Source organism: Streptomyces sennicomposti, from assembly GCF_019890635.1.
In the GTDB taxonomy this organism is placed as follows: Bacteria; Actinomycetota; Actinomycetes; order Streptomycetales; family Streptomycetaceae; genus Streptomyces; species Streptomyces sennicomposti.
In genome coordinates this window covers 1-15363 of sequence record NZ_JAIOAB010000004.1, presented here as the reverse complement: position 1 = coordinate 15363, position 15363 = coordinate 1, and the positions used below count along the sequence as shown (strand labels likewise).

Below are 15363 nucleotides of genomic sequence, written 5' to 3'. Positions count from 1 at the left end.
CTTCTCCAGTCTCCTCAGCCCAGCGCGCGCAGTCCCGGAATGAGCGTGACCAGGACCGGCACCACCGGCACGAGCGACGCCACCGCCGTCAGGCGCAGCCGGTGGGCGGCGGTGAGCCGGCCGCGGGGCGCCAGCAGCCGGTGCACCCGTCGCGGCACATCGGCCTGCGGGCTCGGGCAGGGGCCGAACACGCCCCGGTCCTCGTTGAGTTCGACCAGGGCGAGCGCGGTCGTCAGCCGGCCGAAGCGGCGCGAGGCGGCGTCGTCGGCGGCGAGTTCGACCAGGCGGTGCATCTCGTCGCGGAACGCGGCGAAGACCGGCACCTGCGGGAAACCGTCGGCCAGCGCGGCCGAGCAGTGCAGCAGCCAGTCGTGCCGGGCCCGTGCGTGCCCCTGCTCGTGGGCGAGGACGGCGTCCAGCTGCCGTCCCTTCAGCCGGCGCAGCGCGGCCGTCGTCACGACCAGCCGGGGCGACGCGCCGGGCAGCCACCACGCGTCCGGCCGGTCGCTCTCCAGTACGACGAGCCGGTCGGCGCCGGGCTCCTCTCCGGGCAACAGCGGCGCACGGACGAGGAGTTCGGCGCGCCGGCCGCCGCGCCGCCGCCGGGCCCGGACGATCTCGCGCAGCAGCATCGCCGCGCTCCACACCCCGCCGCAGGCCAGGGCCACCGCCGTGGTCGGCGCCCATGCCCCGGCCGTGCCGAGCGCGTACGCCTCGACCACCGCGCGCGGCGCCGAGGCGAACAGATGGCCGCGCACCGCCTGCCAGGCGGCAGCGGCGCTGAGCGTCATCGACAGCGCGCAGCACAGCAGGACGGAGGCCACCACGCACTGCCAGGCCCACAGCGCGACGACCGGCTCGCGGTCCGGCCAGTCGGTCCGGGCCAGCAGCCGCGGAGCGGCCACGGCGGTCAGCGCGCCGAACAGCAACAGGACCGCGGGGACCATCATGCGAGCACCTTATGAGCGCCCGGCCGCTCGGATACCGCGCTGCCCGGCAAAGTGACGCAGACCACGGCGCGTCGGCCCCGCCGCACCGCCCGGCAGGGCGCCCCCGCCGCCACCGGGGCGTCCCCGCCCGACACCGGCCCCGCCCGACACCGGCCCCGTCCGCGCGGGGCCCTCGCCTGCTCACGCTGCCCGGCCGACCGTCCGCCCACGCCCTCCGGCTCCCTCGCCCGCTCACAACGTCAGCAGCATCGCGACCATCGCCATCCCCATCGAGAGCCGGCACGCGCGCGCCAGTTCCGGGCGGTCGCCCCACCCCGTGCCGCCGCCCCCACCACCGGGCGCGGTCACCGCACCGCCCCCGCCCGCGGGCGCGGCCACCGCCGGTACCAGCCGGGCGCCGGTCAGCAGGACGTACCCGGCGAAGTACAGCAGCAGCGCGCCGGTGAGCAGCGGTGTCCCCGAGCCGCCGTGCGCGTGGTGGTGCCCCCCGGGGGAGCCGGGGGAGAGCGTCATCACCACCGACATGTAGACCATGGCCGCGGAGCCCACCGAATGGTGCAGATGGTGGGCACTGGTCCGCGCCCACCGCAGCGAGTGCAGCGCGGCCACGCCGAAGACCGCCGCGTAACAGGCCCAGGCCCAGGCCGGCGGCGTGAAGACCGCCGCGGGCACGGCCATGGCGGCCATCGCGAACCCCATCAGCGCCTCGCTGCCCGCGGCCCTGCGCTGCTCCTCGACGCCGCTGCGCATCCGCAGCAGGCAGTAGGCGCCGCTCGCCGCGCACAGCGCGACCAGCAGCCAGCCGGGCGAAGCCGGTCCGTGCACCCCCCACCTCCCCGCTCGACGGTCGCCGGACCGCCGCTCGCGGCCCGCCGGTCGGTCAAGCGATGCCCGGGTCACGCGGCGCGCACACAAGCGCAAGGGTGTACGCGGGGAGCATGCGGGGGAGCGTGCGACGCCGAAGCGTGGCCGAGCGACATAATTTACCGGTAAAACACCTGTTAAGCTTGTGGGTATGAGCAGTGCGCCCCCCAGTCCCCACCGCACCCCCGCCCCCACCCCGACCGGCCGGTCCGCCCCGCGCCTCCCGCTCACCGGAGTGCTCCGGCTCGGCCGTCCCTCGGACATCTGGTTCAAGCCCGCGCTGAGCGTCGTCGTCTCGGTCGCCCCGCCCAACCTCACGCTGCTCGCCCTCGGCCGGCTCGACCTGGCCATGTACACGATGGCCGGGTCGCTGTGCGCCCTCTACGCCCACAACCGCCCCTATGCCGCCCGGGCCCGGGTCCTCGCCTGGGTCGTGGCCGGCATGCTCGGCGGACTCGGGCTCTCCCTGGTCGCCGCCTCCCTGACCACCGACGCGGCCGTCCTGGTCACCGTGGGCGCGCTCATGGCCGCCGCGCAGAAGGCGCTGTGCGACGCGACCCGGCTCGGCCCGCCCGGCAACGTCGTCCTCACCTTCATCAGCTCCGCCTCCCTGTTCGTGCCGCAGACCCTCGGCCAGGTCCCCGGGCACCTGGCGCTGGCCGCCGGGGCGGGGATCTGGGCCTGGCTGGTCGGCATGGCCCCGGGCCTGCTGCGCCCGCACGGCCCGGAGCGCCGCGCCACCGCGCAGGCGCTGAACGCCGCCGCCGCGTACGCCGCCACCGGCGGCGACGGCGAGGGCCACGCCCGGACCCGCGCCGCCGCGGCCGCCGCCGTCCAGGCCGCCTGGCAGACACTGCTGGCCTGCGGCGCCCGCACCGAGACCCGGCGCGCCCTGGAACGCCTCGTCGTCCGCGCCGAGGTCGCCCTCGCCGCCCCGGCCGACACCGACCCGGACCGGCTGCGCACCTGGGCCCGCCTTCTGTGCGGCCGCGGACCGGTCCCGGCCGTGGACGAGACGGCGGCGGCCACCGACGAACTGCTCGGCGTGGCCGCCGAGAGCGCCGCCCCGCACCGCCCCTGGTGGAGCCGTCTCGGCCCGCTCGCCCCGATCGCGCTGCGCACCGCCCTCGGCTGCGCGCTCGCCGGATACGCCTCCCTCGCGCTCGGCATCGGCCGCCCCTACTGGGCCCTGGTCACCGCCGCCGCCCTCTACCAGGCCAACCTCGCCCTCACCTGGAACCGCAGCGTCCAGCGGGTCGTCGGCAACCTCGTCGGCGTCCTCGTCTTCGCGGTCATCGCCCCGCTCGCGCACACCAGCGGCGTGGCCCTCGTGCTGTGCTGCCTGGCCCTGAACTTCGGCGCCGAGGCGCTGATCGGCCGCAACTACTGGCTCGGCACCATCTGCGTGACCCCGATGGCCCTGCTGATCACCGAGTTCGCCCGGCAGCAGGCCACGGGCGAGCTGATCACCGAGCGCGCGGTGGACACCGTCGTCGGCGCGCTGGTCGGCTTCGCGGCCGCCGTCGCCGTCACCAACCGCCGGGCCGGCGACCGCATCGAGGACGCCCTGAGCGCCGTGGAGCGGGCCCGCGAGCGGGCCGCGCGCCTGCTCGCCGAGGAACGGCCCGAGCCCGCCGCGCTGGAGACCGCCCGCCGCGCCCTGGCCGCCGCGCTGGTCGAACTGCGCGCCACCGCCGACGCCGCGTCCGGCGAGTGGTGGCAGCGCGCCCTGCCCCAGGAGCGGGTCGTGCGCACCGAGCAGGCCGCACACCGTACGCTCGCCGCGACGATACGTCGCCTGGGCCTGCACACCCCGGCGACCAGCACGGACGGCACCACGGAGGACCCACGGCCATGACGGCGAACCACGGACGGCCGGCACCCGGCGCCGCCCACGACGACACCGCGGCGACGCCCGAGGACCCCCCCGTCCGGGACGAGGCCGCCGCCCGGGGCCCCTCCCAGGACGCCGCCCGGGGCGCGTCCGTCCAGGACGACACCGTCGCAGCGGTCGTGCGCCAGTGGCGGGCCGTCCACCCCGACCTGGACACCGCGCCGATGGAGATCATCGGCCGGATCAACCGCTGCGCCGCCCTCCTCCAGCAGGCCGAGGACGCGCCGCTGCGCCGGGCCGGGCTCAGCCGGGCCGAGTTCGACCTGCTCGGCGCGCTGCGGCGCACCGGGCACGAACTCACCCCCGGCGAACTGGCCCGCGAGACGTTCTCCTCGGGCGCCGCCGTCACCAAGCGCCTCAAGCAGCTGACCGAGCGCGGCCTGGTCGAGCGGCGCGGCGACACCCGGGACCGCAGGGTCGCCCACGTCCGCCTCACCGACGCCGGGCGCGAGCTGGTCGACGGCATCCTGCCGGAACAGCTCGCCTACGAGCGGACCGTCCTCGCCGGTCTCGACGGCGCCGGACGCGGCGACCTGGCCGTACTGCTGTGCGAGCTGCTGAGCAGGCTGGAGGGCCGCCCGGGGGCGCTGCGGATCTGAGGGGCGGCCAGGGACGCGGCCGGTCCGGGGCGCGCTTCAGGGCCGGCGGTCGCAAGGCCGCCCGCCACCCCGACCCGAGCCCCACCTCCGACCCGACGCGAGCCGCACCCCCGACCCGAGCCCCGACTCCGACCCGAGCCCCCCGCCTTCGGCCCGAGCCCCGCCACCGAGCCTCAGCTCACCGCTGAGCCGCAGGCCCCCGCCCCACCGCCGACCCGCAGGCCGCTGCCCCCGGCCCTCAGCCCGCCCCCGGCCCGCTCTCCTCCCGCCCGGCGTCCTGTTCCCGTACACCGGCCGGCCCCATGTCCTCGTCCCCGGCCGGGTAGACGCCGAAGGCCGCGCCCTGCGGGTCGCGGAGCACCGCGATCCGGGGTCCGTCCGGGACGGAGGTGGGCTCCTGGAGGGCCTTGCCGCCCGCCCGCAGCGCGACCTCCGTAGTGCCGTCCACGTCCTCGACCGCGAAGTAGGGCAGCCAGTGCGGCGGCACATCGGCCGGGAAGCGCTCGTGCAGCGCGGTCACCCCGCCGAAGTCCATGCCGTGCATGCCCCACTGCGTGTACCACTCGGAGGCGTTCACGCTCCAGCCGAAGACGCTCGTGTAGAAGTCCCTGGCCCGCTTGACGTCCCGGGTGGCGAGTTCCACCCAGCCGAGCGCGCCGGGCCGGTTGAAGACGCCGGCGCCGGGGAAGTCGCGCGCCTGCCACAGCTGGAAGGCCGCGCCGGACGGGTCCAGCGCCACCGTGCGGCGGCCCTCGTCGAAGATGTCCATCGGGCCGCGGATCACCGTCCCGCCGGCCTCCACCACCTTGTGCGTGGCCGCGTCGGCGTCGGCCACGGCGAACGAGACGTTCCAGGCGATCGGCTGCGTGGGCCGGTAGAGGGGGCCGAGCCCGGCGACCGCGGCGCCGCCCAGCCGGGCGACGGTGTATCCGCGCAGCTCGGGGCGGGAGTCGGGGGCGTCGCACCGCCAGCCGAAGACCTCGCCGTAGAACCGCTTGGCCGCCGCCAGATCGCTGGTGCCCAGCTCCGCCCAGCAGGGGCCGCCGGTCACCGGCTTGTCGAACTCCATGGCACTCCTCCGGGAAGAAGGCTCGCCCCCACCTCCAGCACGCTATCCCCGGTCACCGACGGTGGCCAGCCGGAGCCGTACGCCCGGGCGGGCCCCGGAGGTCAGATCCCCGGCCGGTAGCGCAGCGGGTGGTCGGCGGGCACCTCGACGAGGACGACGGGCGTGCCGTCGGGGTCCGCGATCCACATCTCGATCAGCCCCCACGGCTCGCGCACCGGCGGGCGCACGATCTCCACGTCCGCCTCCCGCAGCTCCGCGTGGGCCGCCGCCACGTCCGGCACCTGGAGCCACAGCCGCACGGCGGGGGAGCGCGGGGCGTCGGAGCGGCCCGACAGCTCCAGGAAGCCGCCGCCGAGGAAGTAGACGGTGCCGCGCTCCGGCCCCGTGCCGAACTCGCGGTAGACGGGCAGGCCCAGCTGCTCGCCGTAGAAGCGGCGGGAGCGCTCGGGGTCGGTGGGCTGGAGCAGGGTCCGGCTGCTGAGTACATGCACCATGAAGCCGGAGCCTAGCCAGCCAGTGGCAGGATGGCGTTCTGCACCGCCCTGTCGCGCACGAGTACGAAAGGCACCACCCTCATGGAGACCGCCGCCGCCCCCCTGACCTTCCGCGACGCCACCGAGGCCGATGTGGACACGCTGGTCGCGCTGATCGAGTCGGCCTACCGCGGCGACGCCAGCCGGGCCGGGTGGACGACCGAGGCGGACATCCTCGGCGGACAGCGGACGGACCCGGAGGGCGTGCGCGCGGTGATCCAGTCGCCCGACAGCAGGCTGCTGGCGGTCGAGCGGGACGGCCGCGTGGTGGCCTGCTGCCAGCTGGAGCACCGGGGCGCGTACGCGTACTTCGGCATGTTCGCGGTCGCCCCGGCCCTCCAGGGCGCGGGCCTCGGCAAGGTGATCATCGCGGAGGCGGAGCGCCGGGTCCGGGAGATCTGGGGCGTGACGGAGATGCACATGACCGTGATCTCCGTGCGCGAGGAGCTGATCGCCTGGTACGAGCGGCGCGGCTACCGCCGTACGGGCCGGATGAGCCCGTTCCCGTACGGCGACGAGCGGTTCGGCCTGCCGCTCCGCGACGACCTGCGGTTCGAGCTGCTGGTCAAGGAGCTGGCCCGGCCCTGAGGCCGGACCGCGGGTCCCGGGCGGCGCTCACTCACGCGGTGAAGCGGCCGGTGCGCTTGATCTCCGGGTAGTCGGTGGTGGCCCCGTCCAGCTCCAGGGCGCGCACCAGCCGCAGGTGGTCCAGGGTGTTCACCACCCAGCCGATGATCCTGAGGTCCGCCGCGCGGGCGTGCTCGACGGTCTCCAGGGTGAGCCGGCGGATGTCGAGGACGAGGGTCGCGGCCCCGGCGGCGGTGGCGCGCTCGACGACCTCGGGGCCGTAGCGGTCGGCCACCAGCGCCGTGCGGACGCCGGGCACCAGGCGGGCGATCTCGGTGAGCGCCTCGTCGTGGAAGGACAGCACCTCCACCCGGGACAGCAGATCGCGCCGGTGCATGACCTCGGCCAGCGCCTGCGCCGCGGCCACGTCCTTGATCTCGGCCTGCAGCGGGGTGCGGACGGCGTCGAGGACCTCCTCGAAGACCGGGACCCGCTCGCCGTGCCCGGCGTCCAGCGCCCGCAGTTCGGCGAGGGTCTTGTCGGCGATGGCGCCGCTGCCGTCGGTCGTGCGGTCCACCTCCGCGTCGTGCATGACGACGAGGGCGCCGTCCTTGCTGAGGTGCAGATCGAGTTCGATGACGTCGAGGCCGGCCTGCTGGGCGGCCACGAAGGAACGGAGGGTGTTCTCGGGCTCGACACCCATGACTCCGCGGTGACCGATGGTAAGGAAGTTCAAGGTTCAACTCGCTTCCGTCGACGGCGGCTCGGCACGCACGCGGACCATACGGGGACCTCGTCGTCCACGCGGCAGGCCCGCAGCCTAACGGCCCGCGCCCGCGTCGGACCCCCGCGTACACGGCGCACTGGGGTGACGGCCGGGCGCCGCCGGGGCGGGGCCCGTGCGGACGATCACCCGGGCGTGGGCGCGTCGCGCGGACGCTGACGAACCGGCCCCGGAGTCCCGTCCGGCGACCGTGGCGGGCCGGAAATCGCCTGCCTGGAACGGCGGATGCCCTCACTCGAACGGCCTAGTACGAGTGGCCGCCATATGGGTGTCCGGCAGGAAAATGACCGGTGGAGGTGCGGGTGCGCAGAATAATTTCCTGAGGGTGCCCTTGATGGGAGAAACGCTGTATGTATACGGTCTCCTTACGCGAGCTTCTCCCGTGGAGGATGGGTCATGACGGAAATTCTTGTGCAGGTGGGTGCCGAGGGGGAGGTTCCTTCGGCGACCAGGGTGGTTGAGCACCCGGCGTGGCCCGTGCTCAAGGATGCCGTGGAGCAGATCCGGCCGTGGCAGTCCAACGACGGTTCCATCGACTTCCAGGCCGAGGGAGCGCCTTCCCCGGCCGACGCCGAGCATGCCGTACGCCGCGTGATCGACGCCGTGGAGCGGCTGTCGCCGCTGCTGCCGCACGACGCCCCCTACCACCGGGCGCTCGTGGCGGACCTCGGCCGCTGGGCCGACGGCGGCTTCCAGGTGCCCGACTTCCTGGACTCGCTGCTCGCCTTCCAGCCCGCGGCCCACCGCGTGGACGGCCTCCAGCACCTGGTCGTCTTCCCGATGTACACGCAGAACGGCAACCCGGACCGCAACCTGGAGGCGGTCGTGCTGCGCATGGTCTGGCCCGACTGGCTGGCCGAGCTGGAGCGCACCCGCTACGACAACCCGCTGTTCTGCGGCATCACCTTCGAGGACTTCACGGCCGGCTACGACACCAACTCCGCCGTCCTCTTCCCCGAGACGATCGCCGTGCGCGAGGCCCCGGAGCGCTTCTCCTGGGGCGGCATCTTCTGCGACCGGGAGGCCGCCCGCTTCCGCCGGGTCACCGCCGCCGCCGTCGACCTCCTCGGCCTGGAGCTGCCCGAGGACATCGCCGCCATGGTCCACGACCAGAAGCGCTGCGAGGAGGCCTTCGTGCTGTGGGACATGGTCCACGACCGCACCCACAGCCACGGCGACCTGCCGTTCGACCCGTTCATGATCAAGCAGCGCCAGCCGTTCTGGATGTACGGCCTGGAGGAGCTGCGCTGCGACCTGACCGCCTTCAAGGAGGCCGTCAAGCTCCAGGCGGACGGCGTCCCGCAGGCCCGCGACGTGCAGTACGCGGTGCTGTTCGACCGCATGTTCCGCTTCCCGGTCACCGGCGAGCGGGTGCGCAACTACGACGGCCTCGGCGGCCAGCTCCTCTTCGCCTACCTGCACAAGCACGACGTGGTGCGCTGGACCGACAACCGGCTCTCCATCGACTGGGAGCGCGCCCCGCAGGTCACCAACCAGCTGTGCGCCGAGATAGAGAAGCTCTACCGCGACGGCATCGACCGCCCCAAGCTGGTGCACTGGTTCGCCGGCTACGAGCTGGTCGCCGCCTACCTCGCCCCGCACCCCGGCTCCAAGTGGGCCAAGGGCCCCGACGCCCTGGACCTGAGCCTGCCGCCGCGCAAGCTCGTCGATGACGTGCTTCCTGACGAGTTTCCGCTCAGCATGTTCTACGAGGCACTGTCCAAGAAGCTGAAGAACGTGATCGCCTCCACCAAGGGCATCACGGCCGACAGCGCCGAGCGGGTCGCCGCGTGAGCGATCACGTCCAGAACACTGCTGCTACGGAGGCGAAGAACATGGGGAACGGGGCTCTCAGCGGTGCGGTGATCGCGGTGGCCGGCGCGGGCGGACCCGCCGGCCGGGCGGCGCTGCTCCGGCTCGCCGAGGCGGGCGCGACCGTCGTCGGCGCGGACAACGATCCCGAGCGGCTGTCCGAGGCCGTGGACGCCGCCCGCTACGCCTCCGGCGGCGCCACCGTGACCGGTGACACGGTCGACCTGCTGGACCTGAAGTCCACCCGCGAGTGGGCCGCCCACATCGAGAAGGACTTCGGCCGCGTCGACGGCCTGGTCCACCTCGTCGGCGGCTGGCGCGGCAGCGAGACCTTCACCAAGACCAGCCTGGACGACTGGGACTTCCTGGAACTGCTGCTGGTGCGCACCGTGCAGCACACCTCGCTGGCCTTCCACGAGGCCCTGCAGCGCAGCGAACGCGGCCGGTACCTGCTGATCAGCGCCGCCGGCGCGTCCAAGCCCACCGCGGGCAACGCCGCCTACTCCGCGGCCAAGGCCGCCGCCGAGGCGTGGACGCTCGCCATGGCCGACTACTTCCGCAAGGCCGGGAAGGCCGAGGGCGCCGACGGGCCGACCTCGGCGGCTGCGATCCTGGTGGTGAAGGCGTTGGTGCACGACGCGATGCGCGCCGAGCGCCCCAACGCGAAGTTCGCGGGCTTCACGGACGTCAAGGACCTCGCCGAGGCCATCGTCGACGTCTGGGACAAGCCCGCCGCGGAAGTGAACGGAAAACGTCTGTGGCTGACCGAGCAGCCGTGAACCCCGCCAAGACCGACGCGCGTCGCCACCACGACCCGGAGGTCCGCGGTTTCGCCAGCGACAACTACGCCGGAGTCCACCCGGAGGTGCTCGCCGCCCTGGCCCTGGCCAACGGCGGGCACCAGGTCGCGTACGGCGAGGACGACTACACCGAGAACCTCCAGCGGATCGTGCGCAGTCACTTCGGGGCCGGCGCCGAGGCGTTCCCCGTCTTCAACGGCACCGGCGCCAACGTCGTCGCGCTCCAGGCCGTCACCGACCGCTGGGGCGCGGTGATCTGCGCCGAGAGCGCGCACATCAACGTGGACGAGGGCGGCGCCCCCGAGCGCATGGGCGGCCTCAAGCTGCTCACCGTGCCCACCCCGGACGGCAAGCTCACCCCCGAGCTGATCGACCGGCAGGCGTACGGCTGGGAGGACGAGCACCGGGCCATGCCGCAGGTGGTGTCGATCACCCAGAGCACGGAGCTGGGCACGCTCTACACGCCCGGGGAGATCCGCGCGATCTGCGAGCACGCCCACGCGCACGGCATGCGGGTGCACCTGGACGGCTCCCGCATAGCCAACGCGGCGGCCTCGCTGGACGTGCCGATGCGCACGTTCACCAACGCCGTCGGCGTGGACATCCTCTCGCTCGGCGGGACGAAGAACGGCGCGATGTTCGGCGAGGCGGTCGTCGTCCTCGATCACGACGCCGTCCGCAGGATGAAGCACATCCGCAAGATGAGCATGCAGCTCGCCTCCAAGATGCGCTTCGTGTCGGTCCAGCTGGAGGCCCTGCTCGCCAAGGACCTGTGGCTGCGCAACGCCCGGCACGCCAACGAGATGGCGCAGCGGCTCGCGGAGGGCGTGCGGGCCGTGCACGGGGTGGAGATCCTCTACCCGGTGCAGGCCAACGGCGTCTTCGCCAAGCTGCCGCACGACGTGGGCGAGCGGCTGCAGAAGCGGTTCCGGTTCTACTTCTGGGACGAGTCCGAGGGCGTCGTGCGCTGGATGTGCTCCTTCGACACCACGGAGGACGACGTGGACGCCTTCGTGGCGGCGCTGAAGGAGGAGATGGCGCGCTGAGGCGCGCTCACCGGAGCCGTCGGCCCGAGGGGACCGAGCCGGTGGGACGAGATCGAGCCGGTGGGACCATCTGCATAGTTATGCGATCACCCGGAAAGTCATTGACTATCGGGTGATCGCATTCCTATGCTCTGCGGACATGGAGCTGATCCAGCACACCCCTGACCTGTCCGCCTATCTGGCCGCTGACGAGGCGATCGACCATGACCACCCGGTGGTCCGCGAGACGGCCGCCCGCCTCGCCGAAGGGGTCGCCGACTCGTATGCCTATGCGCGGGCCGCGTACGAGTTCGTGCGCGACACGATCCCGCACTCGCAGGACGCGGGCGATCTGCGCGTCACCTGGCGGGCCTCCGACGTGCTGCGGCTGCGCACCGGCATCTGCCACGCCAAGGCGCACGCCCTGGCCGCGCTGCTGCGGGCCGAGGACATCCCGACGGCCCTGTGCTACCAGCGCCTCACGCACGACGAGGAGATCGGCGGGCATGTGGTGCACGGACTGGTCGCGGTGCGGTTCAACGGCGCCTGGCACCGGCAGGACCCGCGCGGCAACAAGCCTGGCATCGACGCGCAGTTCTCCCTCGCCGGCGAGCGCCTGGCCTGCCCGGTCGATCCACAGGCAAATGAAATGGACTACCCGGTACTGTACGCTGAACCGCATCCGGTCGTGCTGAGCGCCCTCAGGGCCGCCCCCGACCGGCCGTGGCTGTGGAAGGCGCTGCCCACCGCACTCTGATCCCGAGGCGACAGAACATGACACTCACGCTCACCGTGTCCGACGAGGTGCGCGCGCTCGCGCCCGGCTTCACCCATGTGGTGGTGGAGGCGTACGAGCTGACCAACGGCCCCACCACGGAGGCCAGTTCGGCGCTGCTGGACGACGCGGCCCGTCGGCTGGCCGCCCGGCTGGACGGCCGCGCCCCGCACGAGGACCCGCACATGGCCGCCTGGCGCGAGGTCTACACGGCGTTCGGCTCCAAGCCGTCGCGCACCCGCAACTCGGCCGAGGCGCTGGCGAAGCGGGCGCTCTCGGGCGCCGGGCTGCCCCGCGTCAACGTCCTGGTCGACGTCTACAACGCCATCAGCGTCGCCCATCTGATCCCGGTCGGCGGCGAGGACCTGGACCTGATCCAGGGCGGGATGCGCCTGGTGCGGGCCACCGGGGACGAGGACTTCGTGACCGTGGCCGGGGGCGAGGAGACCGTCGAGCACCCCGACGCGGGCGAAGTGGTGTGGTGCGACGAGGCCGGCGTCACCTGCCGCCGCTGGAACTGGCGCCAGGGACCGCGCACCCGGCTGACCGAGGGGACCGTCTCCGGTCTCTTCCTGCTGGAGAGCCTGGCTCCGATGCCGGTCGCCGAGGCCGAGGCGGCCGCCGCCGAACTGGCCGAACTCCTGGAGAAGTTCAGCCCCGGAGCACGGATCACCGTACACGCGCCGCACTCCGCGACGGCCTGAGGCGGCCGGCCCGCCGGACACGCGCCGACCGGGACCGACCAGCCCGCCGGACACGCGCCGACCGGGACCGACCAGCCCGCCGGACACGCGCCGGTCGGTCCCGGCCGGCGCGGGCGGGCGGGTTCCGCCGCCATGGTCGGACCCACCGGCGCGTGTCCGGCGCGGCGCCGCGCACTCGCCTCGCTCGGAGGCGTCGGCGCGGCGCCGCGCACTCGCCTCGCTCGGAGGCGTCGGCGCGGTGTCGCGTACTCGCCTCGCTCGGAGGCGTCGACGGAGGGCGGGGCCGTCATCGCCGGGTCCGCCCGGCCGCTTCGGCGGTGGGGCGGACGCCCCCGCCCGCCGGCTCCGGTTCCGCCGGTCCACGTCGGGGCGGGCACCGCCTACGGGACCGCCACTCCGTCCTCTTCCGCGCCGCCGGGCGCGGTCAGTGCGCCTCGGCCAGGCGGAGCTGTTCCGGGGTCGGGGCCGTGCCGCCGAGGTGGGCGGGCATCCACCAGGTGTCCTCCGCGCCCCGGGGCCGCACCGGATAGGCGCGCTGCGCGGCCTCCAGCAGCTCCTGGACGCGCTCGCGCAGGCGGCGGGTGATGGCGCCGGCGTACTGGTCGCGGGGGGCCTCGATGGCCTCGCCCACGCGGATGGTGATGGGCGTGTGGCTGCGCCGGAAGTTGCGCGGCTGGCCCTTGGTCCACAGCCGCTGCGTGCCCCACACCGCCATCGGGACCAGCGGGACGCCCGCCTCCTGGGCCAGCCGGGCGGCGCCCGACTTGAAGCTCTTCAGCGTGAACGACTGGGAGATGGTCGCCTCGGGGAAGACCCCGATCACCTCGCCCGAGCGCAGCGAGTCCAGCGCGTGCTCGTAGGCCGCCTCGCCCCGCGCGCGGTCCACCGGGATGTGCTTCATGCCGCGCATCAGCGGGCCGGAGATCCGGTGCCGGAAGACCGACTCCTTCGCCATGAAGCGCACCAGGCGCTTCTGGGGCAGGGCCGCCAGGCCGTTGAAGATGAAGTCCAGATAGCTGATGTGATTGCTCACCAGCACGGCACCGCCCGAGCGCGGAATGTTCTCCGAACCGCGGCAATCGATCTTGAGGTCCCACACCTTGAACATCGTGCGGGCGAAACCGATGACGGGACGGTAGACAAGCTCGGCCATGGGCGGGGTGGACCCTTCTGTCTGCCAGGGAAGGCGGGCTCCCTGCAAAGTTACGTTGCCGTAGGTTTACGGCATGTCGCAGATCGTGCCCGAAGAACGGCCGGGTAGCCAGTCCGCGTGCCCGTACACGGCGAGATCCTCGTCACGTCGGACCAACGACGGCGCGCACCCTGCCGCGGCGGACGGGAATCAACCGCGGCCGCCGGGACGCTGAAGACTGAGGAGAGTTCGTGGGCGGCGGGCACACGTACCGGCGGCCGGACGCCCACGGGAGGCACGAAGGCCCGCCACGACGGAACCACGACGGCCGCGGGCGGGACGGCCGCCACGGCCGGGACGAGAAGGAAGCCGCCATGGGCGGGACGAGAGGGACGAAGGAGAGTGCGGTGCGCGCGGACGAGGACGACGGGCGGCTGGACGCGGCCCGGTGGGGCGGGGAACTGGGCGAGCGGGCCACGCTGGTGCAGTTCTCCTCCGCCTTCTGCGCCCCCTGCCGGGCCACCCGCAGGGTCCTGGGCGAAGTGGCCGGCATGGTGCCCGGCGTCGCCCACGTCGAGATCGACGCCGAGGACCGCCTGGACCTCGTGCGCGAACTCGGCATCCTCAAGACGCCCACCGTGCTGGTCCTCGACGCGGCCGGCCGCGTCGTGCGGCGCGCCGCCGGCCTGCCGCGCAAGGCGGACGTCATCGCGGCGCTGGGGGAGGCGGTCTGACGCCGTGTCCGCCACCGTGAGGCACGTCCCATGTGTCCGATGCCACTTGACTGCGCCTGCCATCCATCGTCAGCCTGACTGCATGGACCGGGAACTCCTTCTCTTCGGACGGGTGCACGTCGACCTCGCCCGTACCGCGAGCGCGCGCTGTCCGGGCTGTTGAGCAGCCACGGACCCCGCTCGCCCCACCACCCGAAGGACAACTCCATGACGGTCACCCCCGGTCTCGGCGCTCCCGGCGCCCTCCAGCTCGCCTCGCCCGACCTGCTGCGCTCCGTCTTCCGGCGGCACGCGGCCGGCGTGGCCGTGATCACCGCGCGCGGGGAGGCGGGGCCGGTCGGCTTCACCGCGACCTCGCTCACCTCCGTCTCCGCCGAGCCCCCGATGATCTCCTTCGGCATCGGCACCGGCGCCTCCAGCTGGCCGGCGATATCCGGCACGGAGCACATCGGCGTCCACATACTCGGCGAGCACCAGGAGGACCTGGCCGCCACCTTCGCCCGCAGCGGCGCCGACCGCTTCGGCGCGCCCACCTCCTGGCGCGACGGCCCCGAGAACGTCCCCGTCCTCGACGGCGTGCTGGCCTGGCTGGTGTGCCGGGTGGCCGCCCGGGTCCCGGCCGGCGACCACCGCATCGTCCTCGCCGAGGTGCTCCTCGGCGACCCCACCGGCACCGGCCGGCCCCTGCTGTACCACCAGGGCCGCTTCAGCGGTCTGCGCGACTGACCCTTCTTCCGGTCCGGGGCGCCCCGGACCTGCGCGGGCGTCGAGTTCCGGTTACGCTGCGTTGCGAAGGTCACAGTTCAAAGCGCTTGCTTAGCGGGCATGAACTGGGTGTACTGACGAGTAATATTCCGCTCGGAGCGCGGGGTCGCCCCGACCGGGATCGGCCGCTTCAGGCGCCTATGCTGCCTGCAAGAAGGCAGCCCTGGAAATGACGATGCAGTAGGAGAGCCGGCGTGAGCTTGAGGATCGTTGTCACTGTGAAGTACGTGCCCGACGCCACTGGCGACCGGCACTTCGCCGATGACCTGACCGTCGACCGGGACGACGTGGACGGTCTGCTCTCCGAGCTCGACGAGTACGCCGTCGAGCAGGCGCTGCAGATCGCCGAGGACGCC

General features: G+C 73.7%; 16 protein-coding genes and 1 pseudogene. 11 read left to right on the top strand and 6 right to left on the bottom strand.

The genetic code is table 11. The features are described 5' to 3' along the window. Window positions 1-14 precede the first annotated feature (14 nt). Window positions 15-950 carry a M56 family metallopeptidase gene (locus K7787_RS03335; protein ID WP_223000436.1) on the bottom strand — a complete coding sequence of 312 codons (936 nt, stop codon included), beginning with the start codon at window positions 948-950 and terminating at the stop codon, window positions 15-17. Window positions 951-1181: 231 nt separating this feature from the next. Then, on the bottom strand, window positions 1182-1775 hold the full coding sequence (locus K7787_RS03330) for a DUF5134 domain-containing protein (RefSeq protein ID WP_223000435.1): 594 nt from the start codon (window positions 1773-1775) through the stop codon (window positions 1182-1184). Window positions 1776-1965: 190 nt separating this feature from the next. Between K7787_RS03330 and K7787_RS03325 the strand changes: the two genes are divergently transcribed. Together K7787_RS03325 and K7787_RS03320 are read left to right on the top strand one after the other, a co-directional pair. Continuing rightward, entirely contained in the window at window positions 1966-3672 is a 1707-nt protein-coding gene (locus tag K7787_RS03325; protein WP_223000434.1) for an FUSC family protein, read from the top strand. Next, window positions 3669-4307 carry a MarR family winged helix-turn-helix transcriptional regulator gene (locus K7787_RS03320; protein WP_223000433.1) on the top strand — a complete coding sequence of 213 codons (639 nt, stop codon included), beginning with the start codon at window positions 3669-3671 and terminating at the stop codon, window positions 4305-4307. Before K7787_RS03325 ends, K7787_RS03320 begins: the two co-directional genes overlap by 4 nt. Before the next feature lie 238 nt (window positions 4308-4545). On the opposite strand, the gene K7787_RS03315 is transcribed toward K7787_RS03320, so the two are convergent. Then, window positions 4546-5376, bottom strand: coding sequence for a VOC family protein (locus tag K7787_RS03315; protein WP_043260522.1), 831 nt, complete (start codon window positions 5374-5376; stop codon window positions 4546-4548). A 101-nt stretch (window positions 5377-5477) separates the two neighbouring features. Next, entirely contained in the window at window positions 5478-5870 is a 393-nt protein-coding gene (locus K7787_RS03310; protein ID WP_043260521.1) for a VOC family protein, read from the bottom strand. A gap of 81 nt (window positions 5871-5951) precedes the next feature. Here K7787_RS03310 and K7787_RS03305 point away from each other — a divergent pair, with 81 nt between their 5' ends. Further along, window positions 5952-6497 (top strand): GNAT family N-acetyltransferase, encoded by a 546-nt coding sequence (locus tag K7787_RS03305; protein WP_019985643.1) that lies wholly within the window; start codon window positions 5952-5954, stop codon window positions 6495-6497. Window positions 6498-6528: 31 nt separating this feature from the next. Here the strand turns inward: K7787_RS03305 and K7787_RS03300 are convergent, their stop codons facing one another. After that, window positions 6529-7212 (bottom strand): glycerophosphodiester phosphodiesterase, encoded by a 684-nt coding sequence (locus K7787_RS03300; protein WP_009187321.1) that lies wholly within the window; start codon window positions 7210-7212, stop codon window positions 6529-6531. Window positions 7213-7656: 444 nt separating this feature from the next. Between K7787_RS03300 and K7787_RS03295 the strand changes: the two genes are divergently transcribed. From K7787_RS03295 to K7787_RS03275, 5 genes are all read left to right on the top strand, one after another. Continuing rightward, window positions 7657-9054 (top strand): DUF6421 family protein, encoded by a 1398-nt coding sequence (locus K7787_RS03295; protein ID WP_223000432.1) that lies wholly within the window; start codon window positions 7657-7659, stop codon window positions 9052-9054. A gap of 41 nt (window positions 9055-9095) precedes the next feature. Continuing rightward, a complete protein-coding gene (locus K7787_RS03290) occupies window positions 9096-9851 on the top strand; it encodes an SDR family NAD(P)-dependent oxidoreductase (RefSeq protein WP_009187319.1) in 756 nt (251 codons plus the stop codon). Then, on the top strand, window positions 9848-10918 hold the full coding sequence (locus K7787_RS03285; RefSeq protein ID WP_019985647.1) for a threonine aldolase family protein: 1071 nt from the start codon (window positions 9848-9850) through the stop codon (window positions 10916-10918). Before K7787_RS03290 ends, K7787_RS03285 begins: the two co-directional genes overlap by 4 nt. A 139-nt stretch (window positions 10919-11057) precedes the next feature. Continuing rightward, window positions 11058-11654: a transglutaminase domain-containing protein gene (locus K7787_RS03280; protein WP_223000431.1), complete on the top strand. Its 597-nt coding sequence runs from the start codon at window positions 11058-11060 to the stop codon at window positions 11652-11654. A 17-nt stretch (window positions 11655-11671) separates the two neighbouring features. Beyond that, window positions 11672-12376 (top strand): B3/B4 domain-containing protein, encoded by a 705-nt coding sequence (locus tag K7787_RS03275; protein ID WP_223000430.1) that lies wholly within the window; start codon window positions 11672-11674, stop codon window positions 12374-12376. 424 nt (window positions 12377-12800) lie between these two features. Here K7787_RS03275 and K7787_RS03270 read toward each other — a convergent pair whose 3' ends face one another. Then, window positions 12801-13529: a lysophospholipid acyltransferase family protein gene (locus K7787_RS03270; protein ID WP_009187315.1), complete on the bottom strand. Its 729-nt coding sequence runs from the start codon at window positions 13527-13529 to the stop codon at window positions 12801-12803. Between the two features lie 353 nt (window positions 13530-13882). On the opposite strand from K7787_RS03270, the gene K7787_RS03265 reads away from it, so the two are divergent. The 3 genes and pseudogenes from K7787_RS03265 to K7787_RS03255 form a co-directional block, all read left to right on the top strand. Continuing rightward, complete coding sequence (locus K7787_RS03265; protein ID WP_199293090.1) at window positions 13883-14242, top strand: TlpA family protein disulfide reductase; 360 nt, start codon at window positions 13883-13885, stop codon at window positions 14240-14242. A gap of 207 nt (window positions 14243-14449) precedes the next feature. Continuing rightward, on the top strand, window positions 14450-14968 hold the full coding sequence (locus K7787_RS03260) for a flavin reductase family protein (RefSeq protein ID WP_009187313.1): 519 nt from the start codon (window positions 14450-14452) through the stop codon (window positions 14966-14968). 233 nt (window positions 14969-15201) lie between these two features. Continuing rightward, window positions 15202-15363 (top strand): annotated as a pseudogene (locus tag K7787_RS03255) (electron transfer flavoprotein subunit beta); the annotation flags it as partial.

Coding starts and splice junctions, on each gene's coding strand:
- K7787_RS03310 (WP_043260521.1), bottom strand. CDS start 5,870: ATGGTGCATGTACTCAGCAGCCGGACCCTGCTCCAGCCCACCGACCCC.
- K7787_RS03280 (WP_223000431.1), top strand. CDS start 11,058: ATGGAGCTGATCCAGCACACCCCTGACCTGTCCGCCTATCTGGCCGCT.
- K7787_RS03335 (WP_223000436.1), bottom strand. CDS start 950: ATGATGGTCCCCGCGGTCCTGTTGCTGTTCGGCGCGCTGACCGCCGTG.
- K7787_RS03275 (WP_223000430.1), top strand. CDS start 11,672: ATGACACTCACGCTCACCGTGTCCGACGAGGTGCGCGCGCTCGCGCCC.
- K7787_RS03295 (WP_223000432.1), top strand. CDS start 7,657: ATGACGGAAATTCTTGTGCAGGTGGGTGCCGAGGGGGAGGTTCCTTCG.
- K7787_RS03265 (WP_199293090.1), top strand. CDS start 13,883: ATGGGCGGGACGAGAGGGACGAAGGAGAGTGCGGTGCGCGCGGACGAG.
- K7787_RS03290 (WP_009187319.1), top strand. CDS start 9,096: ATGGGGAACGGGGCTCTCAGCGGTGCGGTGATCGCGGTGGCCGGCGCG.
- K7787_RS03315 (WP_043260522.1), bottom strand. CDS start 5,376: ATGGAGTTCGACAAGCCGGTGACCGGCGGCCCCTGCTGGGCGGAGCTG.
- K7787_RS03320 (WP_223000433.1), top strand. CDS start 3,669: ATGACGGCGAACCACGGACGGCCGGCACCCGGCGCCGCCCACGACGAC.
- K7787_RS03325 (WP_223000434.1), top strand. CDS start 1,966: ATGAGCAGTGCGCCCCCCAGTCCCCACCGCACCCCCGCCCCCACCCCG.
- K7787_RS03270 (WP_009187315.1), bottom strand. CDS start 13,529: ATGGCCGAGCTTGTCTACCGTCCCGTCATCGGTTTCGCCCGCACGATG.
- K7787_RS03305 (WP_019985643.1), top strand. CDS start 5,952: ATGGAGACCGCCGCCGCCCCCCTGACCTTCCGCGACGCCACCGAGGCC.
- K7787_RS03260 (WP_009187313.1), top strand. CDS start 14,450: ATGACGGTCACCCCCGGTCTCGGCGCTCCCGGCGCCCTCCAGCTCGCC.